The 23222-nt window shown below is 74.3% G+C and carries 29 protein-coding genes; 23 read left to right on the plus strand and 6 right to left on the minus strand.

Translation table 11 applies throughout. The annotated features are described in order from the left end of the window. Positions 1 to 5: 5 nt before the first annotated feature. Positions 6 to 734 (minus strand): LON peptidase substrate-binding domain-containing protein, encoded by a 729-nt coding sequence (locus ACFVFS_RS01485; RefSeq protein WP_380618864.1) that lies wholly within the window; start codon positions 732 to 734, stop codon positions 6 to 8. Between the two features lie 65 nt (positions 735 to 799). Continuing rightward, complete coding sequence (locus tag ACFVFS_RS01490; protein ID WP_380618866.1) at positions 800 to 2380, minus strand: oxidoreductase; 1581 nt, start codon at positions 2378 to 2380, stop codon at positions 800 to 802. A gap of 103 nt (positions 2381 to 2483) precedes the next feature. On the opposite strand from ACFVFS_RS01490, the gene hisD reads away from it, so the two are divergent. Genes hisD through hisF form a run of 8 tightly spaced genes read left to right on the plus strand, consistent with a single transcriptional unit; the run spans position 2484 to position 8255 of the window. Next, positions 2484 to 3791: a histidinol dehydrogenase gene (hisD, locus tag ACFVFS_RS01495; protein ID WP_380618868.1), complete on the plus strand. Its 1308-nt coding sequence runs from the start codon at positions 2484 to 2486 to the stop codon at positions 3789 to 3791. Next, a complete protein-coding gene (locus tag ACFVFS_RS01500; protein WP_380618870.1) occupies positions 3788 to 4888 on the plus strand; it encodes a histidinol-phosphate transaminase in 1101 nt (366 codons plus the stop codon). Before hisD ends, ACFVFS_RS01500 begins: the two co-directional genes overlap by 4 nt. A 5-nt stretch (positions 4889 to 4893) precedes the next feature. Next, positions 4894 to 5487 (plus strand): imidazoleglycerol-phosphate dehydratase HisB, encoded by a 594-nt coding sequence (hisB, locus tag ACFVFS_RS01505; protein WP_380618872.1) that lies wholly within the window; start codon positions 4894 to 4896, stop codon positions 5485 to 5487. Further along, the gene (locus ACFVFS_RS01510) at positions 5484 to 5636 is read left to right on the plus strand and encodes a hypothetical protein (RefSeq protein WP_380618874.1); all 153 of its coding nucleotides are present in this window, start codon (positions 5484 to 5486) and stop codon (positions 5634 to 5636) included. The genes hisB and ACFVFS_RS01510 overlap by 4 nt, the downstream gene beginning before the upstream one ends. Positions 5637 to 5669: 33 nt before the next feature. Next, the gene (gene hisH, locus ACFVFS_RS01515; protein ID WP_380618876.1) at positions 5670 to 6305 is read left to right on the plus strand and encodes an imidazole glycerol phosphate synthase subunit HisH; all 636 of its coding nucleotides are present in this window, start codon (positions 5670 to 5672) and stop codon (positions 6303 to 6305) included. 20 nt (positions 6306 to 6325) lie between these two features. Further along, positions 6326 to 7051: a bifunctional 1-(5-phosphoribosyl)-5-((5-phosphoribosylamino)methylideneamino)imidazole-4-carboxamide isomerase/phosphoribosylanthranilate isomerase PriA gene (gene priA, locus ACFVFS_RS01520; RefSeq protein WP_380618878.1), complete on the plus strand. Its 726-nt coding sequence runs from the start codon at positions 6326 to 6328 to the stop codon at positions 7049 to 7051. Beyond that, on the plus strand, positions 7048 to 7488 hold the full coding sequence (locus ACFVFS_RS01525) for a Rid family hydrolase (protein ID WP_380618880.1): 441 nt from the start codon (positions 7048 to 7050) through the stop codon (positions 7486 to 7488). Before priA ends, ACFVFS_RS01525 begins: the two co-directional genes overlap by 4 nt. Then, entirely contained in the window at positions 7485 to 8255 is a 771-nt protein-coding gene (gene hisF, locus ACFVFS_RS01530; RefSeq protein ID WP_380618882.1) for an imidazole glycerol phosphate synthase subunit HisF, read from the plus strand. Before ACFVFS_RS01525 ends, hisF begins: the two co-directional genes overlap by 4 nt. On the opposite strand, the gene ACFVFS_RS01535 is transcribed toward hisF, so the two are convergent. The 4 genes from ACFVFS_RS01535 to ACFVFS_RS01550 form a co-directional block, all read right to left on the minus strand. After that, entirely contained in the window at positions 8215 to 9000 is a 786-nt protein-coding gene (locus ACFVFS_RS01535) for a Crp/Fnr family transcriptional regulator (protein ID WP_380618884.1), read from the minus strand. The two genes, hisF and ACFVFS_RS01535, sit on opposite strands and share 41 nt — an antisense overlap. A gap of 71 nt (positions 9001 to 9071) precedes the next feature. Further along, positions 9072 to 9857, minus strand: coding sequence for a VOC family protein (locus ACFVFS_RS01540; protein ID WP_380618886.1), 786 nt, complete (start codon positions 9855 to 9857; stop codon positions 9072 to 9074). A gap of 120 nt (positions 9858 to 9977) precedes the next feature. Next, positions 9978 to 10616 (minus strand): TIGR03085 family metal-binding protein, encoded by a 639-nt coding sequence (locus ACFVFS_RS01545; RefSeq protein WP_380618888.1) that lies wholly within the window; start codon positions 10614 to 10616, stop codon positions 9978 to 9980. Between the two features lie 29 nt (positions 10617 to 10645). After that, on the minus strand, positions 10646 to 11272 hold the full coding sequence (locus ACFVFS_RS01550) for a hypothetical protein (RefSeq protein ID WP_380618890.1): 627 nt from the start codon (positions 11270 to 11272) through the stop codon (positions 10646 to 10648). Between the two features lie 166 nt (positions 11273 to 11438). Here ACFVFS_RS01550 and hisI point away from each other — a divergent pair, with 166 nt between their 5' ends. From hisI to ACFVFS_RS01625, 15 genes are all read left to right on the plus strand, one after another. After that, a complete protein-coding gene (gene hisI, locus ACFVFS_RS01555) occupies positions 11439 to 11810 on the plus strand; it encodes a phosphoribosyl-AMP cyclohydrolase (protein ID WP_380618892.1) in 372 nt (123 codons plus the stop codon). Between the two features lie 64 nt (positions 11811 to 11874). Continuing rightward, positions 11875 to 13389 carry an anthranilate synthase component I gene (locus ACFVFS_RS01560; RefSeq protein WP_380618894.1) on the plus strand — a complete coding sequence of 505 codons (1515 nt, stop codon included), beginning with the start codon at positions 11875 to 11877 and terminating at the stop codon, positions 13387 to 13389. A gap of 53 nt (positions 13390 to 13442) precedes the next feature. Further along, positions 13443 to 13889, plus strand: a complete 447-nt coding sequence (locus ACFVFS_RS01565) for a hypothetical protein (RefSeq protein ID WP_380618896.1) — start codon at positions 13443 to 13445, stop codon at positions 13887 to 13889. A gap of 20 nt (positions 13890 to 13909) precedes the next feature. Further along, positions 13910 to 14551: a TIGR02234 family membrane protein gene (locus tag ACFVFS_RS01570; protein ID WP_380618898.1), complete on the plus strand. Its 642-nt coding sequence runs from the start codon at positions 13910 to 13912 to the stop codon at positions 14549 to 14551. A 162-nt stretch (positions 14552 to 14713) separates the two neighbouring features. Beyond that, a complete protein-coding gene (locus ACFVFS_RS01575; protein WP_376083976.1) occupies positions 14714 to 14962 on the plus strand; it encodes an HGxxPAAW family protein in 249 nt (82 codons plus the stop codon). Positions 14963 to 15042: 80 nt separating this feature from the next. Beyond that, positions 15043 to 15495: a DUF2752 domain-containing protein gene (locus ACFVFS_RS01580; RefSeq protein WP_380618900.1), complete on the plus strand. Its 453-nt coding sequence runs from the start codon at positions 15043 to 15045 to the stop codon at positions 15493 to 15495. A 189-nt stretch (positions 15496 to 15684) separates the two neighbouring features. After that, positions 15685 to 16491 carry an indole-3-glycerol phosphate synthase TrpC gene (trpC, locus tag ACFVFS_RS01585; protein WP_380618902.1) on the plus strand — a complete coding sequence of 269 codons (807 nt, stop codon included), beginning with the start codon at positions 15685 to 15687 and terminating at the stop codon, positions 16489 to 16491. A 10-nt stretch (positions 16492 to 16501) separates the two neighbouring features. Further along, positions 16502 to 16651: a tryptophan biosynthesis modulator TrpM gene (gene trpM, locus ACFVFS_RS01590; protein ID WP_350543990.1), complete on the plus strand. Its 150-nt coding sequence runs from the start codon at positions 16502 to 16504 to the stop codon at positions 16649 to 16651. A 56-nt stretch (positions 16652 to 16707) separates the two neighbouring features. Then, on the plus strand, positions 16708 to 17967 hold the full coding sequence (gene trpB / locus ACFVFS_RS01595) for a tryptophan synthase subunit beta (protein WP_380618904.1): 1260 nt from the start codon (positions 16708 to 16710) through the stop codon (positions 17965 to 17967). Positions 17968 to 17969: 2 nt separating this feature from the next. After that, a complete protein-coding gene (gene trpA, locus ACFVFS_RS01600; RefSeq protein ID WP_380618906.1) occupies positions 17970 to 18779 on the plus strand; it encodes a tryptophan synthase subunit alpha in 810 nt (269 codons plus the stop codon). 212 nt (positions 18780 to 18991) lie between these two features. Then, positions 18992 to 19345: a hypothetical protein gene (locus tag ACFVFS_RS01605; protein ID WP_380618908.1), complete on the plus strand. Its 354-nt coding sequence runs from the start codon at positions 18992 to 18994 to the stop codon at positions 19343 to 19345. A gap of 88 nt (positions 19346 to 19433) precedes the next feature. Next, positions 19434 to 19925 carry a MauE/DoxX family redox-associated membrane protein gene (locus tag ACFVFS_RS01610; protein ID WP_380618910.1) on the plus strand — a complete coding sequence of 164 codons (492 nt, stop codon included), beginning with the start codon at positions 19434 to 19436 and terminating at the stop codon, positions 19923 to 19925. A 55-nt stretch (positions 19926 to 19980) separates the two neighbouring features. Further along, on the plus strand, positions 19981 to 20844 hold the full coding sequence (locus tag ACFVFS_RS01615; protein WP_380618912.1) for a DsbA family protein: 864 nt from the start codon (positions 19981 to 19983) through the stop codon (positions 20842 to 20844). A 167-nt stretch (positions 20845 to 21011) separates the two neighbouring features. Beyond that, a complete protein-coding gene (lgt, locus tag ACFVFS_RS01620) occupies positions 21012 to 22010 on the plus strand; it encodes a prolipoprotein diacylglyceryl transferase (protein WP_380618914.1) in 999 nt (332 codons plus the stop codon). Positions 22011 to 22179: 169 nt separating this feature from the next. Further along, a complete protein-coding gene (locus ACFVFS_RS01625; protein ID WP_380619123.1) occupies positions 22180 to 22902 on the plus strand; it encodes a VIT1/CCC1 transporter family protein in 723 nt (240 codons plus the stop codon). Positions 22903 to 23222: the final 320 nt, after the last annotated feature.

Raw genomic sequence — 23222 nt, forward strand, 5'->3', positions numbered from 1 at the left:
GTCGGTCAGTTGGGGCTGAAGGACTGGCGGGTGAGGTTGACCGCGGGCAGCGAGGGCAGCCAGCCGAGCACCGCCGTCTCGCGGCGCAGCAGGTCCAGCTCCGCGCGCAGCCGCTGGGCGTTGTCGGGGCAGGCGAGCAGCTGTTGCTTGAGCGGGACCTCCAGGACGGCGGCCGCGGCGACCAGGTAGGACAGCACCTGCGGGTCCTCGGGCAGCTCCGGACGGCCGACGGTGCTGGCCTCGCGGGCGCCGGCGAGCCGGCGCTGGTAGGTGCGGAAGACCCGCTCGACCTCGGCGGCGAGCGCCCCGGAACCCTCGCCGGTGCGCTCCTCGATGGGTTCGAGCTCGCCGACCAGGTAGGGGCCGCCGACGTCGACGGACCGGAGCCAGAACCGGGTGGTGCCGGTGATCAGCAGCTCGTAGCGGCCGTCCGGCTGCGCCTTGACGGAGGTGACGTCGGCGACGCAGCCGATGTGGTGGAGCGCCTCCAGCGGGTCGCCGGTGGCGGTGCCGAGGCCGTCCAGCGGGCCGGCCGGGCCGTCGTCGGGGCGGACCGGGGCGACCTCGCGGCCGTCCTTGATGGCGAGCACGCCGAAGCGGCGCGGCCGGTCCTCGGGACCTTCCAGGAGGTCGGCGACGAGACGGCGGTAGCGCTCCTCGAAGACGTTGAGGGGCATCACCAGGCCCGGGTAGAGCACCGTGTTCAGCGGGAAGAGCGGAAGCCGTTCTGTCACGGCGGACAGCGTAGTTCCCCGGGCCCGCCGGGCCTTCACGGCCCTGGCGCCTGTCCGGGGCACGGCTAGCCGCGCTGGAGCATCCGGCTGGCCCCGGCGGCGACCGTGGTGGCGAGCACCCAGCCGACGACGACCAGGCCGGAGGAGATCCACTGGGCGGCGCCGCCGGGGTTCCAGCCGTTCTGGCCGAGGTCGACGACGGGCAGCAGCTGCCCGAGCGCGTACAGCACCGGGTTCCAGTGCGGCCGTTCGTCGGCCTTCAGCGGCTGCAGCGCGTGGGTGGCGAAGTAGAGGCTGCCGAGCGCCCAGGCGAGGAGGAGCCACAGGGCCGCCCGGCCGGGGCGGAAGCCGTAGCCGACGGTGGCGTCCTGGACCCGGCCCCAGACCCGGGCCGGCAGCGGCAGGGTCTGGTGGCGTCGGCGCTGCTTGGCGTAGAGCACCTCGCGGGCGTCGTCGTCGGCGCCGTCGCGGCGCAGGGCGGCGGCCAGCTGCTCGTAGGACTCGGGCTGGAACTCCACGGAGGAACGTTCCAGCCAGCCGATCCGCTCGCGGACGGGGAACGGCACGGCCGGGCGCAGGCACTCGTAGGTGAACCCGGTGAGGCCGACCGCGCCCTCCCGGGGCCAGGCACCGGGGGCGTCGACGAGGTTGCCGATCCGGGCCCGGGACAGCGAGACGCCGCCGCCGCCGGGGAAGCGGCAGGTGAAGCGCAGCTCCGGGGTCTGGATCCGGCGCAGGGCCAGCTCGTCGCCGTCGGCCAGGTGGAACTCGGCGTCGGAGAGCAGGCAGGCGTTTTCGAAGCGGCCGTCGGAGAGCCGGACCTGGCCGAAGGCGCGGAACGGCGTGCTCGGCGCGTCCGGCGGCGGGACCTCGCCGTACCCGGAGCCGTAGTAGGTCTGGGACCCGTACCAGCCGCCGTCGGCCGAGCCGCTCAGGTACAGGGTGTGGCCGACGGTGAGCCGCACGGCGTTGAGGGCGTTGCGGTTGCCCGGTACGGCGCGCAGCTGGGCGCCGCGCAGCGACAGCCGCCCGCCGATCCGGGCGGTGCGCAGGCTGACCTCGCCCTCGGTCGCCAGCCGGTCGGCCTCGCAGTCCTGGCTGACCGCGATGCCGTCGGCGGACAGCGCCCGGCCGAACCGGTCACCACCCAGGACGGCCTGGTTGATCAGCAGGTCGGTGCCGATCCGGGCGTCGGTGAGCCGCACGCCCTGGGGTATCCGGCAGCGGGCCAGGTGGAGGTCCCCGGAGGTGGCCAGCCGGGAGGCCTCCAGCCGGGGGATCAGGCAGTTGATGAAGCGCAGTGTGCCGGCCTCGGCCTCGGAGATCAGGATCTTCTGGTCGAAGCGGCAGTCGTGCAGTTCGACGTAGTGGCCGATGGTGCCGCCGGCCAGGTCGAGCGGGCCGGTGACCAGGGCGCCGGTCAGCTTGAGCGAGGCGACCCGACCGGGGGCGGGGGCGGGTCCGTCCAGCAGCAGCCGGGCGAGCACCCGGGCGCGGACCGTCCGCCCGGGGCCCCAGACGGCCTCGCCGAACGGGTCGTCCTCGGCGGTCTCGCCGCTGCGCAGGTCGTGGATCCGGCCGAGCCGGAACGCCTGCCAGAGCGCCTGCTCGGCCGCCGTCCAGTCCTCCGGTGCCCGATCCGTCATGGTTCCCCCCGATTCCCCACGGCCTCCCCCGGCCGTCTCGCCCTTCGTATCACGGACTGAAATGCGGGACCGTCGGTTCCGGCCACTCCTTACACTGGGTGGCGTGATCTCTCGAATCGATCTGCGCGGCTCGCTCGACGACCCGCGCGACCTGCTGCCCCGTGCCGACTTCGACGTCGCGGCCGCCCTGGAGAAGGTGCGTCCGATCGCCGAGGACGTACATCATCGCGGGGTCGCGGCGCTGATCGACATCACCGAGCGCTTCGACGGCGTGCGGCTGGAGTCCACCAGGGTCCCGGCCGAGCAGCTCACCGAGGCCCTGGCCGGGCTGGACCCGGAGGTGCGCGCCGCGCTGGAGGAGTCGATCCGCCGCGCCCGCATCGTGCACGGCGACCAGCGCCGCGAGGGGCACACCACCCAGGTGGTGCCCGGCGGCACGGTGACCCAGCGCTGGGTGCCGGTGGACCGGGTCGGGCTGTACGTGCCGGGCGGACTGGCCGTCTACCCGTCCTCCGTTGTGATGAACGTGGTGCCGGCCCAGGAGGCGGGCGTGCGCGGCATCGCGGTGACCTCCCCGCCGCAGAAGGCCTTCGGCGGCCGGGTGCACCCGACCATCTTGGCGGCCTGCGCGCTGCTTGGGGTCACCGAGGTGTACGCGGTCGGCGGCGCCCAGGCGGTCGCCATGTTCGCGCTGGGCACCGAGGAGTGCGCGCCGGTGAACATGGTCACCGGCCCCGGCAACATCTACGTCGCCGCCGCCAAGCGCTACTTCGCCGGGCGGATCGGCATCGACTCCGAGGCCGGCCCGACCGAGATCGCCGTCCTCGCCGACGACAGCGCCGACCCGGTGGACGTCGCCGCCGACCTGATCAGCCAGGCCGAGCACGGCCCGACCTCGGGCTCGGTGCTGGTCACCGACTCGGTGGAGCTCGCCGACGCGGTCGAGGCCGAGCTGAAGACCCAGGTGGCCCGTACCCGGCACAGCGAGCGGGTGGCCGAGGCGCTCGGCGGCCGGCAGTCCGGCATCATCCTGGTCGACGACCTGGAGCAGGGCCTGACCGTGGTCAACGCCTACGCGGCCGAGCACCTGGAGATCCAGACCCGGGACCCGCACGCGGTCGCCGCGAAGGTCCGCAACGCCGGCGCGATCTTCCTCGGCCGGTTCACCCCGGTCTCGCTCGGCGACTACGCCGCCGGCTCCAACCACGTGCTGCCCACCGGCGGCTGCGCCTGCCACTCCTCGGGCCTGTCCGTGCAGACCTTCCTGCGCGGCGTGCAGGTCGTCGAGTACGACCGCGAGGCGCTGGCCGGCATCGCCAGGCACGTGGTCAACCTGGCGAACGCCGAGGACCTGCCCGGTCACGGCGACGCGATCAAGGCCCGATTCGACTGGACGGTTCCCGGCACGTGACGACCATCGACGACCTCCCCGTCCGGGACGAGCTGCGCGGGCAGTCGCCCTACGGCGCCCCGCAGCTCGACGTCCCGGTCCAGCTGAACACCAACGAGAACCCGTACCCGCTCCCCGAGGAGCTGGTCGCCCGGATCGCCGAGCGGGTCGCCGAGGCCGCCCGCGGGCTCAACCGCTACCCCGACCGGGACGCGGTCGAGCTGCGCGAGGGCCTGGCGGCGTACCTCACCCGCACCACCGGCCACGCCGTGGCCCGGGAGAACGTCTGGGCCGCCAACGGCTCCAACGAGGTGCTCCAGCAGCTGCTGCAGACCTTCGGCGGACCCGGCCGCACCGCGCTCGGCTTCGAGCCCTCGTACTCGATGCACGCGCTGATCTCCCGCGGCACCGGCACCGACTGGATCTCCGGCCCGCGCAACGCCGACTTCACCATCGACGTGGACGCGGCCGTCGCGGCGATCGCCGAGCACCGCCCGCACGTGGTGTTCGTCTGCTCGCCGAACAACCCGACCGGCACCGCCGTCGCGGCCGACACCGTGCTGCGGCTGTACGAGGCCGCGCAGGCCGCCCGGCCCAGCCTGGTGGTGGTCGACGAGGCGTACGTCGAGTTCTCGCACCGCGCCTCGCTGCTCCCGCTGATCGAGGGCCGCCCCAACCTGGTGGTCTCGCGCACCATGTCCAAGGCCTTCGGCGCGGCCGGGCTGCGCCTGGGCTACCTGGCCGGCGACCCGGCGGTGGTGGACGCGGTGCAGCTGGTCCGCCTGCCGTACCACCTGTCGGCCGTCACCCAGGCCACCGCGCTGGCCTGCCTGGAGCACACCGACACCCTGCTCGGCTACGTCGGCCGGCTCAAGGAGGAGCGCGACCGGCTGGTCGGGGCGCTGCGCGGGCTCGGTCTGGAGGTGACCGACTCGGACGCCAACTTCGTCCAGTTCGGCCGCTTCGCCGACACCCGCGCCGTCTGGCAGGCCATCCTCGACCACGGCGTCCTGGTCCGTGACAACGGCGTCCCCGGATGGCTGCGCGTCACCGCCGGCACCCCCGCCGAGAACGACGCCTTCCTGGACGCCGTCCGACTCGTGATCAAGGAGCTCTAACCCGTATGACCCGCATCGGACGCGTCGAGCGCACCACCAAGGAGACCGCCGTCCTGGTCGAGATAGACCTGGACGGCACCGGCAAGACCGACATCTCCACGGGCGTCGGCTTCTACGACCACATGCTCGACCAGCTCGGGCGCCACGGCCTCTTCGACCTCACCGTGAAGACCGACGGCGACCTGCACATCGACACCCACCACACCATCGAGGACACCGCCCTCGCGCTCGGCGCCGCCTTCAAGCAGGCGCTCGGCGACAAGGTCGGCATCTACCGGTTCGGCAACTGCACCGTGCCGCTGGACGAGTCGCTCGCCCAGGTGACCGTCGACCTCTCCGGCCGCCCCTACCTGGTGCACACCGAGCCGGAGTCCATGGCGCCGATGATCGGCACCTACGACACCACCATGACCCGGCACATCCTGGAGTCCTTCGTCGCCCAGGCCCAGATCGCCCTGCACGTCCACGTGCCGTACGGACGCAACGCGCACCACATCGTGGAGTGCCAGTTCAAGGCGCTGGCCCGGGCCCTGCGCTACGCCGCCGAGCGCGACCCGCGCGCGGCCGGCATCCTCCCGTCGACCAAGGGTGCGCTGTGAGCAACTCCGCGATGATCCTCATTTTCGTCGGGCTCTTCCTGGCCGGCGGCGTCATCTCGTTCTGGAAGCAGAAGCAGTCCAGGGGCGTCATCCTCGTGCTCGCCCTGGGCTCGCTGATGTGCCTGGGCTCGGGCCTCATGCGCCTGTAACCGTCGAGCGAACGAAAGACTGGACACCTGAACATGGGCAAGAACGTCGTGGTGCTCGACTACGGCTCGGGCAACCTCCGCTCGGCGCAGCGCGCCCTGGAGCGGACCGGGGCGAACGTCACCGTCACCTCCGACTACCGGACCGCGATGGACGCCGACGGCCTGCTCGTCCCGGGCGTCGGCGCCTTCGAGGCCTGCATGCGCGGCCTGAAGTCGGTCCGCGGCGAGTGGATCATCGGGCGCCGGCTGGCCGGCGGCCGGCCGGTGATGGGCATCTGCGTGGGCATGCAGATCCTCTTCGAGAAGGGCGTCGAGCACGGCGTGGAGACCGCCGGCTGCGACGAGTGGCCGGGCACGGTGGAGCCGCTGGAGGCGCCGGTCGTGCCGCACATGGGCTGGAACACCGTGGACGCCCCCGAGGGCAGCCGGATGTTCGCCGGCCTGGACGCGGACACCCGCTTCTACTTCGTCCACTCCTACGGGGTGCGCAGCTGGGAGCTGGAGGCGCACAGCGCGCGGATCAACCCGCCGCTGGTCAGCTGGGCCACCCACGGGCAGCCGTTCGTCGCGGCCGTCGAGAACGGTCCGCTGTGGGCCACCCAGTTCCACCCCGAGAAGTCCGGCGACGCCGGTGCCGCCCTGCTGACCAACTGGGTCAGCACCCTCTGACGACGGAAGAGTTGTAGATCATGAGTAGCCTCGAACTGCTGCCCGCCGTCGACGTCCGGGACGGCCAGGCCGTCCGCCTGGTCAAGGGCGCCTCCGGCACCGAGACCTCCTTCGGCGAGCCGCTCGCCGCCGCCCTCGCCTGGCAGAACGCCGGCGCCGAGTGGCTGCACCTGGTCGACCTCGACGCCGCCTTCGGCACCGGCTCCAACCGGGACCTGGTGCGCGAGGTCACCGGCACCCTGGACATCAAGGTCGAGCTGTCCGGCGGCATCCGCGACGACGCCTCGCTGGCCGCCGCGCTGGCCACCGGCTGCACCCGGGTCAACCTCGGCACCGCCGCCCTGGAGAGCCCCGAGTGGGTCGCCAAGGTCATCGCCGAGCACGGCGACCGGATCGCGGTCGGCCTGGACGTGGTCGGCACCACCCTGCGCGGCCGCGGCTGGACCAGCGACGGCGGCCAGCTCTTCGACGTGCTGGCCCGTCTGGACGCCGAGGGCTGCGCCCGCTACGTGGTCACCGACGTCAACCGGGACGGCACCCTGACCGGCCCCAACCTGCAGTTGCTGCGCGACGTGTGCGCCGCCACCGACAAGCCGGTGGTCGCCTCCGGCGGCGTCTCCTCGCTGGACGACCTGCGGGCGATCGCCGGCCTGGTCGGCGAGGGAGTCGAGGGCGCCATCGTCGGCAAGGCACTCTACGAGCAGAAGTTCACGCTCGGAGAGGCGCTGGAGGCGGTTTCGGGATGACGGAGCGTCGGATCGTACGCGGCCGGGTCGGCGGGTTCTCGTCCTGGGAGGAGGTCCTCGGCGCGTCGCAGGCGGTCGCCGCCGGGGACACCGTCCACGTGGCGGGCGCCCGGCCGCTGGTGGACGGAGTGCTGCACGGCGAGGGCGACCCGTACGAGCAGGCCCGGACCGCCTTCGGCAACGCCCTGGAGGCCCTGGCCGCGTACGGTCTGACGGCGGACGACGTGGTCCGCACCCGGGTGTACCTCACCCACGCCCGTGACATCGACGCGGCCGGCCGCGCCCACCAGGAGCTCTTCGGCGCCGTGCGCCCGGTGGCCGCCGTCGTGGTGGTGCAGAGCCTGGTCGACTCGCGGATGCTCGTCGAGATCGAACTCGACGCCCACCGCGGCGGACTGGCCGCGACCCTGGAAGCTCTGGAAGGCAATCAGCCGTGACCCTCGCAGTACGTGTCATCCCCTGCCTGGACGTCGACGCCGGCCGCGTGGTCAAGGGCGTCAACTTCCAGAACCTGCGCGACGCCGGGGACCCGGTCGAGATGGCCAAGCTCTACGACGCCGAGGGCGCCGACGAGCTGACCTTCCTCGACATCACCGCCTCCTCCGGTGACCGCGAGACCACCTACGACGTGGTCCGGCGCACCGCCGAGCAGGTGTTCATCCCGCTCACCGTCGGCGGCGGCATCCGCGCCGTCGAGGACGTCGACAAGCTGCTGCGGGCCGGGGCCGACAAGGTCGGCGTCAACACCGCCGCCATCGTCCGCCCCGAGCTGGTCCGGGAGATCGCCCAGCGGTTCGGCCGCCAGGTGCTGGTGCTCTCGGTGGACGCCCGCCGATGCCCCGAGGGCACCGAGACGGCCTCCGGCTTCGAGGTCACCACGCACGGCGGCCGCCAGGGCACCGGCCTGGACGCCGTCGAGTGGGCCGGGCGCGCCGCCGAGCTGGGCGCGGGCGAGATCCTGCTCAACTCGATGGACGCCGACGGCACCAAGGACGGCTACGACCTGGAGCTGATCAGGGCCGTGCGGGCGACCGTGTCGGTGCCGGTGATCGCCTCCGGCGGGGCCGGGAAGCTCGCCGACTTCGCCCCGGCGGTGGAGGCGGGCGCGGACGCGGTGCTGGCCGCCAGCGTCTTCCACTTCGGCGACCTGCGGATCGGTGAGGTCAAGGACGCGCTGCGGGAGGCCGGGCACCCGGTCCGTTGAGGTCCCCGGGGTCCGTGGCCGGACCCCCGTCGGCCAGCTCCAGCAGACCGGGCAGCGAGAGCACGGTGGTGCTGCGCCGGCCCAGCCGGAGCAGGCCGAGGCCGGCCAGCTCGTGCAGGGCGTGGTGGACCCTTCGCTCACCGGCCCCGGTCAGGGCGGCCAGCTCGGCCTGGGTCAGCCGCGGGCGGACGGTGATGCCGGTGCCGCGCGGGCCGGCGGTGCCGTACCGCCCGGCGAGGTCGGCGAGCTGTCGGGCGAGCCGGTTCAGCACCGGCTCGGAGGCGAGGCCGACCAGCCGGCGGGTGGTGGCCCGGCCGCGGTGCACCAGGCAGCGGCTGAGTGCGATGCCGGCCGGGGCGTGGGCGCCCAGCCAGTGCAGCCACTCGGGCTGGGAGATCCGGCGCACGGTGACCGGTCCGGCCGCGGTCACGGTCGCCGAGCGGGGCCGCCCGTCGAGGGCGGCGGCCTCGCCGACCACGTCCCCGTAGGCCCGGACGTCCAGCAGGGCCGTCGTGCCCGCGGTGTCCTCGACGGTGGCCTTGGCGAAGCCGGTCAGCAGCAGGAGGACGAAGCCGCCGGGGTCCCGGTCGAGGATCAGCGTCTCGCCGCGGCCGTGCGCGCGCCGGGTGCCCAGCCGCAGGACGGCCTGCTCGGCGGCGAGCGCGGCGGGCGAGCCGTCGCGCCGCAGCTCGGCCAGCAGGGTGCCCTCGGGCCAGCCCCCGTCCGCCGCTCCTGTGCGCTGCACGGCCTCACCCCCTGCGCCGCTGGTGAGGCTAGCGCAGGGGGTGGGGCGGCGGAAGCGGTCGGGGCCGCCGGTCAGGACTCCTTCGGCGGCTCGCCCTTGATCAGGGCGAACGGGGCGCCGAACGGGTCGGCCAGCCAGGCGATCCGGCCGACGTCCGGGACGCTCTCCGGGCCCATCAGCACGGTGGCGCCGGCGCCGGTGGCCCGGGCGACCACGCCGTCCACGTCGGAGGCGCCGAAGTACGGCGTCCAGCTGGGCGGCTGGGCCTCGTCCATCACCGGGGCGATGCCGCCGAAGGCGGTGCCCCGCAGGTCGCCCTCGGCCGGGGAGACCACCTTGTACGTCATGCCGGGCGCGGGGAAGTCCTCGGAGCGCCAGCCGAAGGTCGTCCGGTAGAAGGCGAAGCCCGCGTCCACCGCGCTGGTGTGCAGCTCGGCCCAGATCAGCGCGCCGTCCTCGGAGACGACGTCCAGGCCGGTCACCGTGCCGGGCTGCCAGACCGCGAACTCGGCGCCCTGCGGGTCGGTCAGCTGGGCCATCCGCCCGGCGTCCATCACGTCGAAGGCCGGGACCCGCACGGTGCCGCCGGCCTGCTCGACGGCCTTGCCGGCGGCCTCCGCATCGGGCGTGCGGAAGTACGTCGTCCAGGCGGACCGCGCGCCCTCCTCGGTGAGCGGGCCGACGGCCGCGGCCGTCCTCCCGTTCAGCTGGAGGAAGCCGTAGCCGCCGGCCTCCGGGCCGGCGGACTGGAAGGTCCAGCCGAAGACCGTCCCGTAGAAGCCGGCGGCGGCCGCCGGGTCCGGGCTGCCGAGGTCGATCCAGCAGGGGGAGCCGGCGGGGAAGTCGGTGGTGAGCATGGTGTCGCGTCCCTTCGGGGGAGGGGGGACCGGTCACGTCCGGCCCGGGCCGGACGGCACCCGCCCGGCCCTGCCACCTGCGAGTCTGCACCCCGCCACCGACATCCGCAGCCGGGGCCGCTAGGGCGTCGGCAGGACGTGGCGCAGCGCCTCGACGGCGTCCTCGGGGCCGTCCACGGCCAGCTCGGCGCGGGCGCCGCGGCCGAAGGCGAAGAGCACCAGCTCGCCCGGCTCGCCGGTGATCCGCACGGTCGGCAGGCCGGCCGGGCCGACGGTCAGGCTCCGGCCGTCCGGGCGGCCCAGCTCCAGCCGCACCGGGGAGCGGCGGCCCGCCTCCAGCCGGGCGATCAGCGGCAGCCGGCGCCAGAGCGCCTCGGCCCGGCCGGGCGGCACGGTCTGCGGCCCGGGGCCCTCGCCGGCCCGGGCGACGTCCTCGGCGTGCACGTAGTACTCGACCGTGTTGGCCGCCTCGTCCGCGCCGGGCAGCGAGAACAGCGAGAGCACCGGCGGGCCGGAGCGGAACATCCGCACCAGCTCCTCGTAGGGCCGGTCCGCGTACGACTCCTGCACCCGGTGGGTCCAGCCGGCCAGCGGGCCGATCCGGATGCCCGCGGCGGCGTCCGGCCGCCGCTCGCGGATCACCAGGTGGGCGGCGAGGTCCCGGGTGGACCATCCGGCGCAGAGGGTGGGCGCGTCCGGCCCGGCGGCGGCCAGCAGTTCGGCCAGGCGGTGGCGCTCGGCGAGGGCGTGGTTCGACATGCCCCCACCCTAGAAGGACTGACGGTGGTTCAGCGCAGTCGGCCGGTGAGCTTGGTGGAGCCGGGCCGGTTGCTCGCCGTCAGGATGCAGGTGTAGTCGCGCCATCCCTGCTGGTAGAAGGTGAAGGTCGGGCCCACCGGGTAGCCGTAGTACGGCCCGCCGCCGCCCTGCCGGGCCTCGGCGGCGGCCTGCGCCTCCTTGCAGCCGTCCCGCATCGCGTTGGCCAGCTGGTAGTCGCCGGGCAGTCCCTCCGGCAGCAGCTGGTCGGCGATCGCCTCGCCGTCGTGCTTCTCCTCGCAGGGCCGGGCCTCCGGCTTGGTGACCGTCTTGCTCAGCTGCGGGTGGTCCAGGCAGGTGCCGACCGGGAAGAAGGAGTACGGCACCGTCCTGGTCGGTGTCGGGGTGGGGGTCGGCGTGGGCGTCGGGGTGGGGGTCGGCGAGGCCGTGGTGGGGGAGGGCGGGGGCGGCTTGGGCGCCGGGTCGTCCTCGGGCCACAGCAGGACCGTCGCCACCACCGCGAGCAGGACCGCCAGCACCGCCGCGACGGCGATCAGCAGGCCCCGGGACGGGCGGGAGTCGGAGGTGCCCCCCGGGCGGGGGAGGTCGTCGTCGCCCGGCGGTTCGGCGGGCCCGGCGGCGCGCTGCTCGGAGGTCATGACCACGAGAATGGCGCAGACCGGGCCCGCCCGGCAGGCGGTTGGAACAACTCGTTCGATCGGATGGTCTGTCCGGCCGCGCCGCACCCGTCCGCCGCCGCCCACCGGCGCGGTCGCGATCCGGACGGCGGCCCGGCCGGGCGGACCGGGCTGACACAATGGCCCCATGTCCACCACACCCGCCGCCCCCGGTTCCACCGCCCTGGCCGCCGACATCGCCGCCCGCCTCAAGCGCACCGAGGACGGCCTCCTCCCGGCGATCGCGCAGCAGTACGACACCGGCGAGGTGCTGATGCTGGGCTGGATGGACGACGAGGCGCTGCACCGCACCCTCACCACCGGCCGCTGCACCTACTGGAGCCGCAGCCGCCGCGAGTACTGGGTGAAGGGCGACACCTCCGGCCACGCCCAGGAGGTCAGGTCGGTCGCGCTGGACTGCGACGGCGACACCCTGCTGGTCAAGGTCGACCAGACCGGCGCGGCCTGCCACACCGGCGACCGCACCTGCTTCGACGCCGATGTGCTCCCGCTCGGCTGATCGAGCACCCGGCCGGCCGCCCGGCCACCCCCTAACGTCCCTCCGTCGTAAGGTGCCGCCCGTCATGGACCTCGAAGCCTTCCGCAAGCTCGCCGTCGACACCCGGGTCATCCCGGTCACCCGCAGGCTCCTCGCGGACGGCCTCACCCCGATCGGCCTCTACCGCAGCCTCGCCGACGAGCGCCCCGGCACCTTCCTGCTGGAGTCCGCCGAGCAGGGCCGCAGCTGGTCGCGCTACTCCTTCGTCGGCGTGCGCAGCGCCGCCACCCTGACGGCGGGCCCGGACGGCACCGCCCGCTGGCTCGGCGCGCCGCCGGTCGGCATCCCCACCACCGGTGACCCGCTGGAGGTGCTGCGCGCCGCACTGCGGGCCCTGCACACCCCGCGCCACCCCGACGACGGCCTGCCCCCGCTCACCGGCGGCCTGGTCGGCTACCTCGGCTACGACGTGGTCCGCCGGCTGGAGAAGCTGCCCGACCTCAACCCGGACGACCTGAAGCTGCCCGAGCTGACCCTGCTGCTCGCCACCGACCTGGCCGTGCTCGACCACGCCGACGGCACCGTGCTGCTGATCGCCAACGCGGTCAACCACAACGACCTGGCCAGCGGCGTGGACGAGGCCTACGCGGACGCCGTCGCCCGGCTCGACGCGATGGAGGCCGACCTGCTGAAGCCGGTCGACCCGGGCCTGGCCACCTTCACCCCGAGCGGCCCCGGCGAGGTCCGCTCGCCGTTCGGCGGGGAGCCCTACCGGGCCGCGGTGGAGGAGATCAAGGAGCGGATCCGGGCCGGCGAGGCGTTCCAGGTGGTGCCCTCGCAGCGGTTCGAGGCGCCCTGCCCGGCCTCCGCGCTCGACGTCTACCGCGTCCTGCGCACCACCAACCCGAGCCCGTACATGTACCTGTTCCGCTTCCCCGGCCCGGACGGCGGCGCCGAGGGCGGCTTCGACGTGGTCGGCTCCAGCCCGGAGGCGCTGGTCAAGGTCACCGACGGCGAGGCGATGCTGCACCCGATCGCCGGCACCCGGCACCGCGGGGCCACCCCGCACGAGGACGCCGAGCTGGCCGCCGAACTGCTCGCCGACCCCAAGGAGCGGGCCGAGCACCTGATGCTGGTCGACCTCGGGCGCAACGACCTCGGGCGGGTCTGCGCGCCGGGCAGCGTCGAGGTCGTCGACTTCATGCAGATCGAGCGGTACAGCCACGTCATGCACATCGTCTCCACGGTGACCGGCAAGGTCGCCGAGGGGCGGACCGCCTTCGACGTGCTGACCGCGTGCTTCCCGGCCGGCACGCTGTCCGGGGCGCCCAAGCCGCGGGCGATGCGGATCATCGAGGAGCTGGAGCCCACCCGCCGCGGCCTGTACGGCGGCTGCGTCGGCTACCTGGACTTCGCCGGGGACTCCGACACCGCGATCGCCATCCGCACGGCGGTGCTGCGCGACGGCACCGCCTACGTCCAGGCCGGCGCCGGCGTGGTGGCCGACTCCGATCCGCACGGCGAGGACACCGAATGCCGCAACAAGGCCGCCGCCGTCCTGCGCGCGGTCGCCACGGCGAATACGCTGCGTAGGCCGTAGGAGGCCGGCACCCGCGCGGGTCGCGGGGCCGCCGCGGCGGAAGGGACAGCAGGATGCCGGACGCGCAGCGGCGGATCGTGACCGCCGCCAGGGAACAGCTGGTGCGGCAGCCGGGCGGCCACGGGGGCGTCCTCGCGGACGTGCGGCTGGACGGGCAGGCGGCCGCGCTCGTGCTGCTCGCCCCGGGCGCGGTGCCGGACCCCGCCGGGCACTACCGGGCCGTGGACGCGCGGGTGGTGCTGGACGTGCTCCCGGTGCCGGAGCCCGTCGGACGCCACCGGTTCCACGCCGCCGCGGGCGTCCCGCTGTACGTCGTGGTGGACCCGGGGGAGGGGGTCTGCACGGTGCACAGCCGCCCGCTGCCCGGCGTCGGGTACCGGGAGGCGGAGCGGGTGCCCTTCGGGAACGATCTCTTCCTGCCGCTGGGGGAGCGGACGCTGGTGCTGGAGACGGGCGACTTCCCCGCCGAGCCGCCCACCCCGGGTGCGGCGGAGGGATGAGGGCGGGGGACACTGGAGCGGTGAGCGCTGAAGCCCCTACCGACACCGTGTCCGCCGACCCCGCCGCCGCCCCCGCGCCCGCCGCGGGCGCCGGGCGGCGCACGCTGGGGGTGATGCTGCTGCTCACCGTGCTGGGCGCGGTGCTGGTGCTGACCGCCGCCGGCCGGGTCTGGGCCGAGGGGATGGCGGGGACCCTGGAGGTCTCGGTCACCGGCGGGAGGATCTCCGAACTGCCCGCCGGGCTGGCGCTGGTGGCGCTGGCCGCGGCGGTCGCGGTGTTCGCGGTGCGCGGCACCGGCCGGCTCGCGGTGGGGGCGCTGACCGTCCTGGCCGGGCTGGGCGCGGCGGCCACCGCCGCGGCCGGCGCCGGGGACACCGCCGCGCTGGACGCCGAGGCGGCCCGCAAGCTCGCGCTGACCGGGTCGGCCGCGACCGGGATCGGGCACACCGCCTGGCCGTGGGTGGCGCTGCTGGGCGGGCTGCTGCTGGCGCTGGCCGGACTGCTGACCGTCCGCTACGGGCGCGGCTGGCCGGCCATGGGCAGCCGGTACGAGGCGCCGACCGGCCAGGCGCCGGCGAAGCGGCGGGCGGCCGCCGCCGACAACACCCCGGCGGACCTGTGGAAGGCGCTGGACCGGGGCGAGGACCCGACGGCGGGCTGACCGGCCGCACGGGCCCGCGCGGCACTGTGACGCGATAGACCCGCCACCCCCTTTGGGGCGCCGGTGTGTGGCCCGGCACAATGGAGGCGTCCATGGGACACGTCACCCCGTGAGGGGCCGAGCAGGCCCGGTCGGGCCCCGAGAGCGTAGGAGCACCATCCAATGGCAGCAGCAGCACACGGCCACAACCCCGCCGCCTGGACCGGCGTGACCATCGCCTTCATCGGCTTCGGCATCGCGGGCGTTGCGATGATCCTGCCGTCGGTGCTGCTCACCGTGGCCGGCCTGGCGGTCGTCCTGATCGGCGGCGTGGTCGGCAAGGCCATGTCGATGGCGGGCATGGGCAAGCAGCCCAGCACCATGGTGTACACCCCCGAGGAGCAGGCCGCGCTGGCCGCCGCCGCGGCCTGACCGACCGGCACCTCGCGCGAACGGCGGCCCACGGGCCGCCGTTTCGCTTCTCCCGCGCGGCCGCCGGGGCGGGCACAATCATGGGCGTGAACGCCGCCCCCGCCCCCACCGCCGCCGCCCGGCCCTCCGCGCCGCGTCGGCTGGTGCCGCCGCTGGCCGCAGCCGCCGCCGTGGCCCTCCCCGCCGGGTACGTCGCCGCGGTGGACCCGAACGACCCCGGGCACTACCCCGACTGCCCCTTCCTGGCGGCCACCGGCTGGTGGTGCCCCGGCTGCGGCGGGCTGCGCTGCGTGCACGCGCTGACCCACGGGGACCTCAGCGGCGCGCTGCACGACAACGCGGTGGCCGTGCTGCTGTTCGCCGTGCTGGGGGTGCTCTGGGTGCGCTGGCTCTGGGCGGCGCTGCGCGCCCTGCCCGGGCCCCGGCTGGTGCTCGGGGCCCGCCGCTGGGCGCTGGTGGGGCTGCTCGTCCTGGTCTTCACGGTGGTCCGCAACCTGCCGATCGGCGCCGGCCTGGCCCCGCCGCCGGTCTGACCGGCGCGGTGGCGACGGTGTGAAGCCGCAGCTCGCGGCGGTACCCGGGGGTCCGTTCCGTGAGACGCGCGCCGGGCGGATGCGCTGTGCGCTCCCTCTTGCCGATACCATCGAAGGGCCGGAGGCCCGCTGGCCACCCGGCTCCTCGCTAGCAGAACCAGGACTAGCAGACATGATGGGGGCGCCCGAGTGAGTGTGCTCGACTCGATCGTCGAAGGGGTCCGCGAGGACCTCGCCGAGCGGCAGGCCCGGGTCTCGCTGGACGAGCTCAAGGAGCTCGCCGCCAAGGCCCCGGACGCCAAGGACGGCGTGGCGGCCCTGCGCGGCGACGGCGTCCGGGTGATCTGCGAGGTCAAGCGCTCCAGCCCGTCCAAGGGCGCGCTGGCCACGATCGCGGACCCGGCGTCGCTGGCGATCGACTACGCGGCCGGCGGTGCCGCCGCGATCAGCGTGCTGACCGAGCAGCGCCGCTTCGGCGGGTCGCTGGCGGACCTGGACGCCGTCCGGGCCGCCGTGGAGACGCCGCTGCTCCGCAAGGACTTCATCGTCACCGCCTACCAGCTGTGGGAGGCCCGCGCGCACGGCGCGGACCTGGCGCTGCTGATCGTCGCGGCCCTCGACCAGCCGGCCCTGGTGTCGCTGATCGAGCGGGCCGAGTCGATCGGCCTCACCCCGCTGGTCGAGGTGCACGACGAGGAGGAGATCAAGCGCGCGGTGGACGCCGGTGCGCGGATCATCGGCGTCAACGCCCGCAACCTCAAGACCCTCGAAGTGGACCGCGACACCTTCGGCAACGTCGTCCACGCCATCCCGGACGGCATCGTCAAGGTCGCCGAGTCCGGCGTGCGCGGCCCGCTGGACGTGATCTCCTACGCCAACCTGGGCGCGGACGCGGTGCTGGTCGGCGAGTCGCTGGTGACCGGCAGGGACCCGCGGGCCGCGGTGGCCGACCTGGTCGCGGCCGGCGCCCACCCGGCGATCCGGCACAAGGACTGATCCCGCCGCCATGAAGATCGCCACCCGTCTCGCCCCCGGCTGCCGCCCGCGCGGCTGCCGCGCGCCCGCGCGCCGGGTGCTGGGGCGGCGGGTGCGGTACGTCATCGGCTGCGAGCCCGGGCAGGTGCCGGGGAGGCGATGGCGCGCGACGTCCGGCTGAACCAGGCCGACAGACGTCACCGTCAACCGTCGTCATCTTTCCCGAGGGACTCCACCATGTCCGAACGGTCCGACAAGGACTACCTGCCCGGCGCCGAGGTGCCGGACGCGCGCGGCTACTTCGGCGCCTACGGCGGCCGCTTCATCCCGGAGGCGCTGGTCGCCGCCGTGGAGCAGGTCGCCGAGGAGTACGAGAAGGCCAAGGCCGACCCGGCCTTCGCCGCCGAGCTCGACGCGCTGCTCAAGGACTACACCGGCCGCCCCAGCCCGCTGACCGACGTCAGCCGGTTCTCCGCCGAGGCGGGCGGCGCGCGCGTCCTGCTCAAGCGCGAGGACCTCAACCACACCGGCTCGCACAAGATCAACAACGTGCTGGGCCAGGCCCTGCTCACCCGGCGGATGGGCAAGACCCGGATCATCGCCGAGACCGGCGCCGGCCAGCACGGCGTGGCCACCGCCACCGCCTGCGCGCTGTTCGGCTTCGACTGCACCATCTACATGGGCGAGGTCGACACCCAGCGCCAGGCGCTGAACGTCGCCCGGATGCGGATGCTCGGCGCCGAGGTGGTGGCCGTGAAGTCCGGCAGCCGCACCCTCAAGGACGCCATCAACGAGGCGTTCCGCGACTGGGTCGCCAACGTCGACTCCACCCACTACCTGTTCGGCACCGTGGCCGGCCCGCACCCCTTCCCGATGATGGTCCGCGACTTCCACCGGGTCATCGGCGTGGAGGCGCGCGAGCAGGTCCTGGAGCGCACCGGGCGGCTGCCCGACGCGGTCGTCGCCTGCGTCGGCGGCGGCTCCAACGCGATGGGCATCTTCCACGAGTTCATCCCGGACGCCGGGGTGCGCCTGATCGGCTGCGAGGCGGCCGGCGAGGGCGCCGAGACCCCGCGCCACGCGGCCACCCTCACCAAGGGCGACCCGGGCGTGCTGCACGGCTCGCGCACCTACGTCCTGCAGGACGAGGACGGCCAGACCATCGAGTCGCACTCGATCTCGGCCGGCCTCGACTACCCGGGCGTCGGCCCGGAGCACGCCTGGCTGAAGGACACCGGCCGGGCCGAGTACCGACCGGTCACCGACGACGCCGCCATGCAGGCGCTGCGGCTGCTGTCCCGCACCGAGGGCATCATCCCGGCCATCGAGAGCGCGCACGCGCTGGCCGGCGCCCTGGAGCTGGGCCGCGAGCTCGGGCCCGAGGCCACCATCCTGGTCTCGCTCTCCGGGCGCGGCGACAAGGACATGCACACCGCCGCCGAGTACTTCGGCCTCTACGACGAGCCGGGCGCCGGCTCCGCCCACGGGGGTAAGTGACCATGGCTTCGAAGCTCAGTGGCATCCTGGCCGCCGCCAAGGCGGAGGACCGCGCCGCGCTGATCGGCTACCTGCCGGCCGGCTTCCCGTCGGTGGACGGCGGCGTGCGGGCGGTCAACGCGCTGATCGAGGGCGGCTGCGACATCGTCGAGGTCGGCCTGCCGCACTCCGACCCGGTGCTGGACGGCCCGACCATCCAGACCGCCGACGACATCGCGCTGCGCGGTGGCGTGCGGATCAAGGACGTGCTGCGCACCGTCCAGGAGGTCGCCGCCGCGAACCCCGCCGCGGCGGTGCTGGTGATGACCTACTGGAACCCGGTGGACCGGTACGGCGTCGAGCGGTTCGCCGCCGACCTGGCCGCGGCCGGCGGCGCGGGCTGCATCCTGCCGGACCTGCCGGTGGAGGAGTCCGAGGAGTGGCGCAAGGCGGCCGGGGAGCACGGTCTGGACACCGTGTTCGTGGTCGCGCCGAGCAGCAAGGACAAGCGGCTGGCCGAGGTCACGGCGGCCGGCAGCGGCTTCGTGTACGCGGCCGCGGTGATGGGCGTGACCGGCAGCCGGGCGCAGGTCGGCGACCTGGCCGAGGACCTGGTCGCCCGGACCAGGGCCACCACCGGGCTGCCGGTCTGCGTCGGCCTCGGGGTGTCCACCCGCGAGCAGGCCGCCCAGGTGGCCGGGTTCGCCGACGGTGTGATCGTCGGCTCGGCCTTCGTGCAGCGGATCCTGGACGCCGACGGGGACGAGCGGGCCGCGCTGGCGGCGGTGCGCTCGCTGGCCGGCGAGCTGGCGCAGGGCGTCCGCCGGAGCTAGGACCGGAACGCCTCCGACGGCCCGCCACCCCTCCCGGGGGTGGCGGGCCGTCGCCGTCCCAGGACCCGTTCGACCCGGCCGGTCAGCCCGCCGACCCGAACGGGTGAACAGTGGCGGGCACGCGCACCAGCCGGCGGTTGGGCGGCGTTGAGTGGAGGGAGGAGTGCACGAGCGACGTGCCCGCGGGCCAAGCGAGCGGAAGGGGTCGGCCGATGCCCGGTCTTCAGCGAGCCGTGCTGCTGCGGGCGGCCGCGGCCGCGCTGGCGCTCGGCGCCGCGCTCGGGGCCCAGTGCGCGGTCGGCCCGGCGCTGGCCAAGCGGGGGGTGGAGCGGGCGGAGCGGGACGCCTTCGTGTGCGCGGAGGCGGTCCGGATGGAGGCGGCGGCGCGGACCGGTCGTGCGGAGGCACCGGGTCCGCCGGGCCCCGCCGACCCGGGCCGGGCCGCCGCCGGCCGCTACGACCTCGACCACTACGACCTCGACCGCTACGACCTCGACCGCTACGACCTCGACCGCTACGACCTGGGGTGGCCGCCCGGCTGCGATCCCGATCACCCTTTGGGGTGAGACCGCGGCGGAGTGGATCGGCCGTCACTCTTTCGGCTTGACTCCGAGAACCCGAGAAACCCGGCGTCCTCGGCGGCGTTCACAGGGCGTGACGGTGTTTCCCGAGGGGATTGTCCGGCCGGCCGGGCCGGTGGCGGAGTGGATCGGCACGGCCGCCCGGCTGGGCCTGGCCGTGGTCTGGGGCTGGGCCGGGCTGGCGAAGATCGCCGACCCCGCGGAGGCCGCCCAGGCGGTGCGCGCGTACGAGATCCTGCCCGAGTCCCTGGTCAAACCGGTGGGCCACGGGCTGCCCTTCCTGGAGCTGGCGCTCGCCCTGCTGCTGGTGGCCGGCCTGGGCGTGCGCCTGGTCGCGGCCGTCTCGGCCGTGCTGCTGCTCGCCTTCGTCGGCGGGATCGCCTCCGCCTGGGCGCGCGGCATCTCGATCGACTGCGGGTGCTTCGGCGGCGGCGGGGCGGTCGACGCCTCGCAGACCGAGTACCTGCAGGAGATCCTGCGCGACACCGGGTTCCTGCTGCTGGCCGGCTGGCTGGTCTGGCGGCCCCGCACGAAGCTCTCCGCGGACGGCCGGCTGGCCGGCTGAACGCCCGCCCCGCCCACCGCACCCCCACCCCCCCGAACCTGGAACTCCAAGGCTGATGAGCGAGAAGAACCGAGAAGGCAAGCGCACCGCCCGTGAGCGGATGCTGGCGGAACGGGCCGAGGACGAGGCCCGCGGCCGGCGGCGGAGGAAGCTGATCGTCGGCGGCGTGGCCCTCGCGGTGATCACCGCAGCCGTGGTCACCGGCGTGGTGGTGCAGGACCAGCGCTCCACCCCGGAGACCCCCAACGCCGCGCCGGCCGGCACGATCGGGGACAAGAACCTGGTCGTCCCGGTGGGCTCGGACAACGCGCCCTCCGTCCTCACCGTCTACGAGGACCCGCGCTGCCCCGCCTGCGGCATCTTCGAGCGGGAGTTCTCGCCCACCATCAGCCAGCTGGAGGACGCGGGCAAGATCTACACCAACTACCACATCGTCTCGTTCATCGACCGGGCCGTGCAGGGCAAGGGCTCCAAGTACGCCGCCAACGCGCTGGGCTGCGCCCAGGAAGCCGGGCACTTCCGCGACTACCACGACGTGCTCTACCGCAACCAGCCGGACGAGACCAACGACGCCTTCGGCAACAAGGCGGTCCTGATCAACCTCGCCAGGCAGGTCGAAGGCCTGGTCACGCCGACCTTCGAGGCCTGCGTCAACGACCTGGAGTTCGGCGACTGGGTGTCGGCGGTTCAGCAGGACTTCGACAAGTCCAACTTCAAGTCCACGCCGACGGTGCTGCTCAACGGGCAGCCGATCTACCCGAAGTTCAACAACGAGGAGATCACCCCGGCCAACCTGGTGAAGTGGGTGGACGCCGCCAACCAGGGCAAGCCGCTGGGCACTCCGGGCACCCACGGCCAGTCGCCGGCGCCCACCAGCACCGCCTCGGAGTCGAACAACCCCTCGCCCACCGCCGGCTGAACCTGCCGCGTACGCTGCGGGGTGGTCGCCGCCCCCTCCCCGTCCGGAGGGGGTGGCGGCGGGCGCCGCTCCGGGGCCCGGCCGGGGCCCGCGCACCGATCTGTGCCCGACTGTGACCCGCCGGGGTGCCCTGGACGGGCCGCCGACCCTGTAGCGTCGGAGCTGCCATGGATATCGCCTACATTCCCAGCCCGTCGCGGGGTGTCCTGTACCTCGGACCGATCCCGCTGCGCGCCTACGCCTTCTGCATCATCCTCGGTGTCGTCGTTGCCGTCTGGCTCGGCAGCAAGCGCTGGGTCGCCCGGGGCGGTGGCCGGCACACCGTCGGGGACATCGCCGTCTGGGCCGTGCCGTTCGGCCTGGTCGGCGGTCGGCTGTACCACGTGATCACCGACCACCAGCTGTACTTCGCCGAGGGGAAGAACCCCTGGAACGCCTTCAAGATCTGGGAGGGCGGCCTCGGCATCTGGGGAGCGATCGCGCTGGGCGCGGTCGGCGCCTGGATCGGCGCCCGCCGCCGCGGCGTCCCGCTGCCCGCCTACGCGGACGCGATCGCCCCGGGCATCGTGCTCGCCCAGGCGCTCGGCCGCTGGGGCAACTGGTTCAACCAGGAGCTGTACGGCCGGGAGACCACCCTGCCGTGGGGTCTGGAGATCACCAGGACGCTGCCCGACGGCGAGGTCGTCACCACGATCCACCACCCGACCTTCCTCTACGAGTCGCTCTGGTGCGTGGGCGTCGCCGTGCTGGTGATCTGGGCGGACAAGCGGTTCACCCTGGGTCACGGGCGGGCCTTCGCGCTGTACGTCGCCGGGTACACCGCGGGCCGGTTCTGGACCGAGTGGCTGCGGGTCGACGAGGCGCACCACATCCTGGGGCTGCGGCTGAACGACTGGGTGGCGATCGTCGTCTTCGTCGCCGCCGTGGCGTACTTCGTGATCGTCGGCAGGAAGCGGCCCGGCCGGGAGGACCCGGCGAGCATCGACCCGATGGCGCGCGCCGAGGCGGAGGCCGAGGCCGGCGCCGCGGGCGAGGAGCCGGGTGACGGCCCGAAGGGCGACCTGCCGAAGGGCGGTCTGCCGAAGGCGGAGCGCGACGGCAAGCCCGCCGACGGGCTCGCCGAGAAGCTCGACAAGCTGGAGAAGGGCGCCAAGCACCCCGCCTGACCTGCGCCGCCGCTCGCCGCCGGCCGCCCCCGCACCCGTGCGGAGGGCGGCCGGAGCCATGTTCGGACAGCCTTACTTTGCTGGAAATGCCCAGCTCAAGAGGGCTACGGTCATGCAGTAAGGCGATCGGACCAAGGGACGGAGGGGAACGGCCGTGACTGCGACCGCCCTGGAGCACGAGACCGGACAGCACCCCCGGATACCCGCCGCCGGGCACCACCGGGACGTCAACGGCGGCTGGCTGCGACCCGCGGTGTTCGGGGCGATGGACGGCCTGGTGTCCAACTTCGCACTGATGACCGGCGTCGTCGGCGGCGCCGTCTCCACCAGCACCGTGGTGCTCACCGGCCTCGCCGGACTGGCGGCCGGCGCCTGCTCGATGGCGGCGGGCGAGTACACCTCGGTGGCCTCCCAGCGGGAGCTGGTGCAGGCCGAGATCGAGGCCGAGCGGCTGGAGCTGCGCCGCAACCCGCACGGCGAGCTGGCCGAGCTGGCCCAGCTGTACATCGAGCGCGGGGTGGACCCGAAGCTGGCCCACGAGGTGGCGCGGCAGCTGTCCGCGGACCCGGAGCAGACGCTGGAGATCCACGCCCGGGAGGAGCTGGGCGTCGACCCCAACGACCTGCCCTCGCCCTGGGTGGCGGCCGGCTCCTCGTTCGTCTGCTTCGCGGTCGGCGCGCTGCTGCCGCTGCTGCCGTACCTGCTGGGCGCGACCTCGCTGCTGCCGGCGCTGCTGGTCGCGGCGGCCGGGCTGTTCGTCTGCGGCGCGGTGGTGGCCCGGGTGACGGCGCGCAGCTGGTGGTACAGCGGTCTGCGGCAGCTGGTGCTGGGCGGGGTCGCGGCCGGGGTGACCTATCTGCTGGGCGCGCTGATCGGCGGACAGGTCGGCTGACGGCCGGGCTGTTCGAGGAGCCGTCCTAGGGGGGGCGACCGAGGCCGGGCGGGGTCGCCGGGTGCTGTGCTGTTGCATTGTTATGCGTCCGAACGGGTGAGGTTGCACACATGGCGGCCCGGCCACGCCTGGCCTTGTCTCGGAATGTGGGCCGCCTGGCCGAAGAATCGCATCCGCGGATCGACTTCCGAGATGGAATCGCAGGCGGCTGTGATCGACTTCGATGACGGCCCGATGTCGCCCCTGTTTCAGGGCGTGGGGCGCCGGGCACAATCGTCGGGACGTGCGGTGTGGCACGTCCCCTCATCATCCCCGTGACC

This window comes from Kitasatospora sp. NPDC057692 (assembly GCF_042799475.1).
Lineage (GTDB): Bacteria > Actinomycetota > Actinomycetes > Streptomycetales > Streptomycetaceae > Kitasatospora.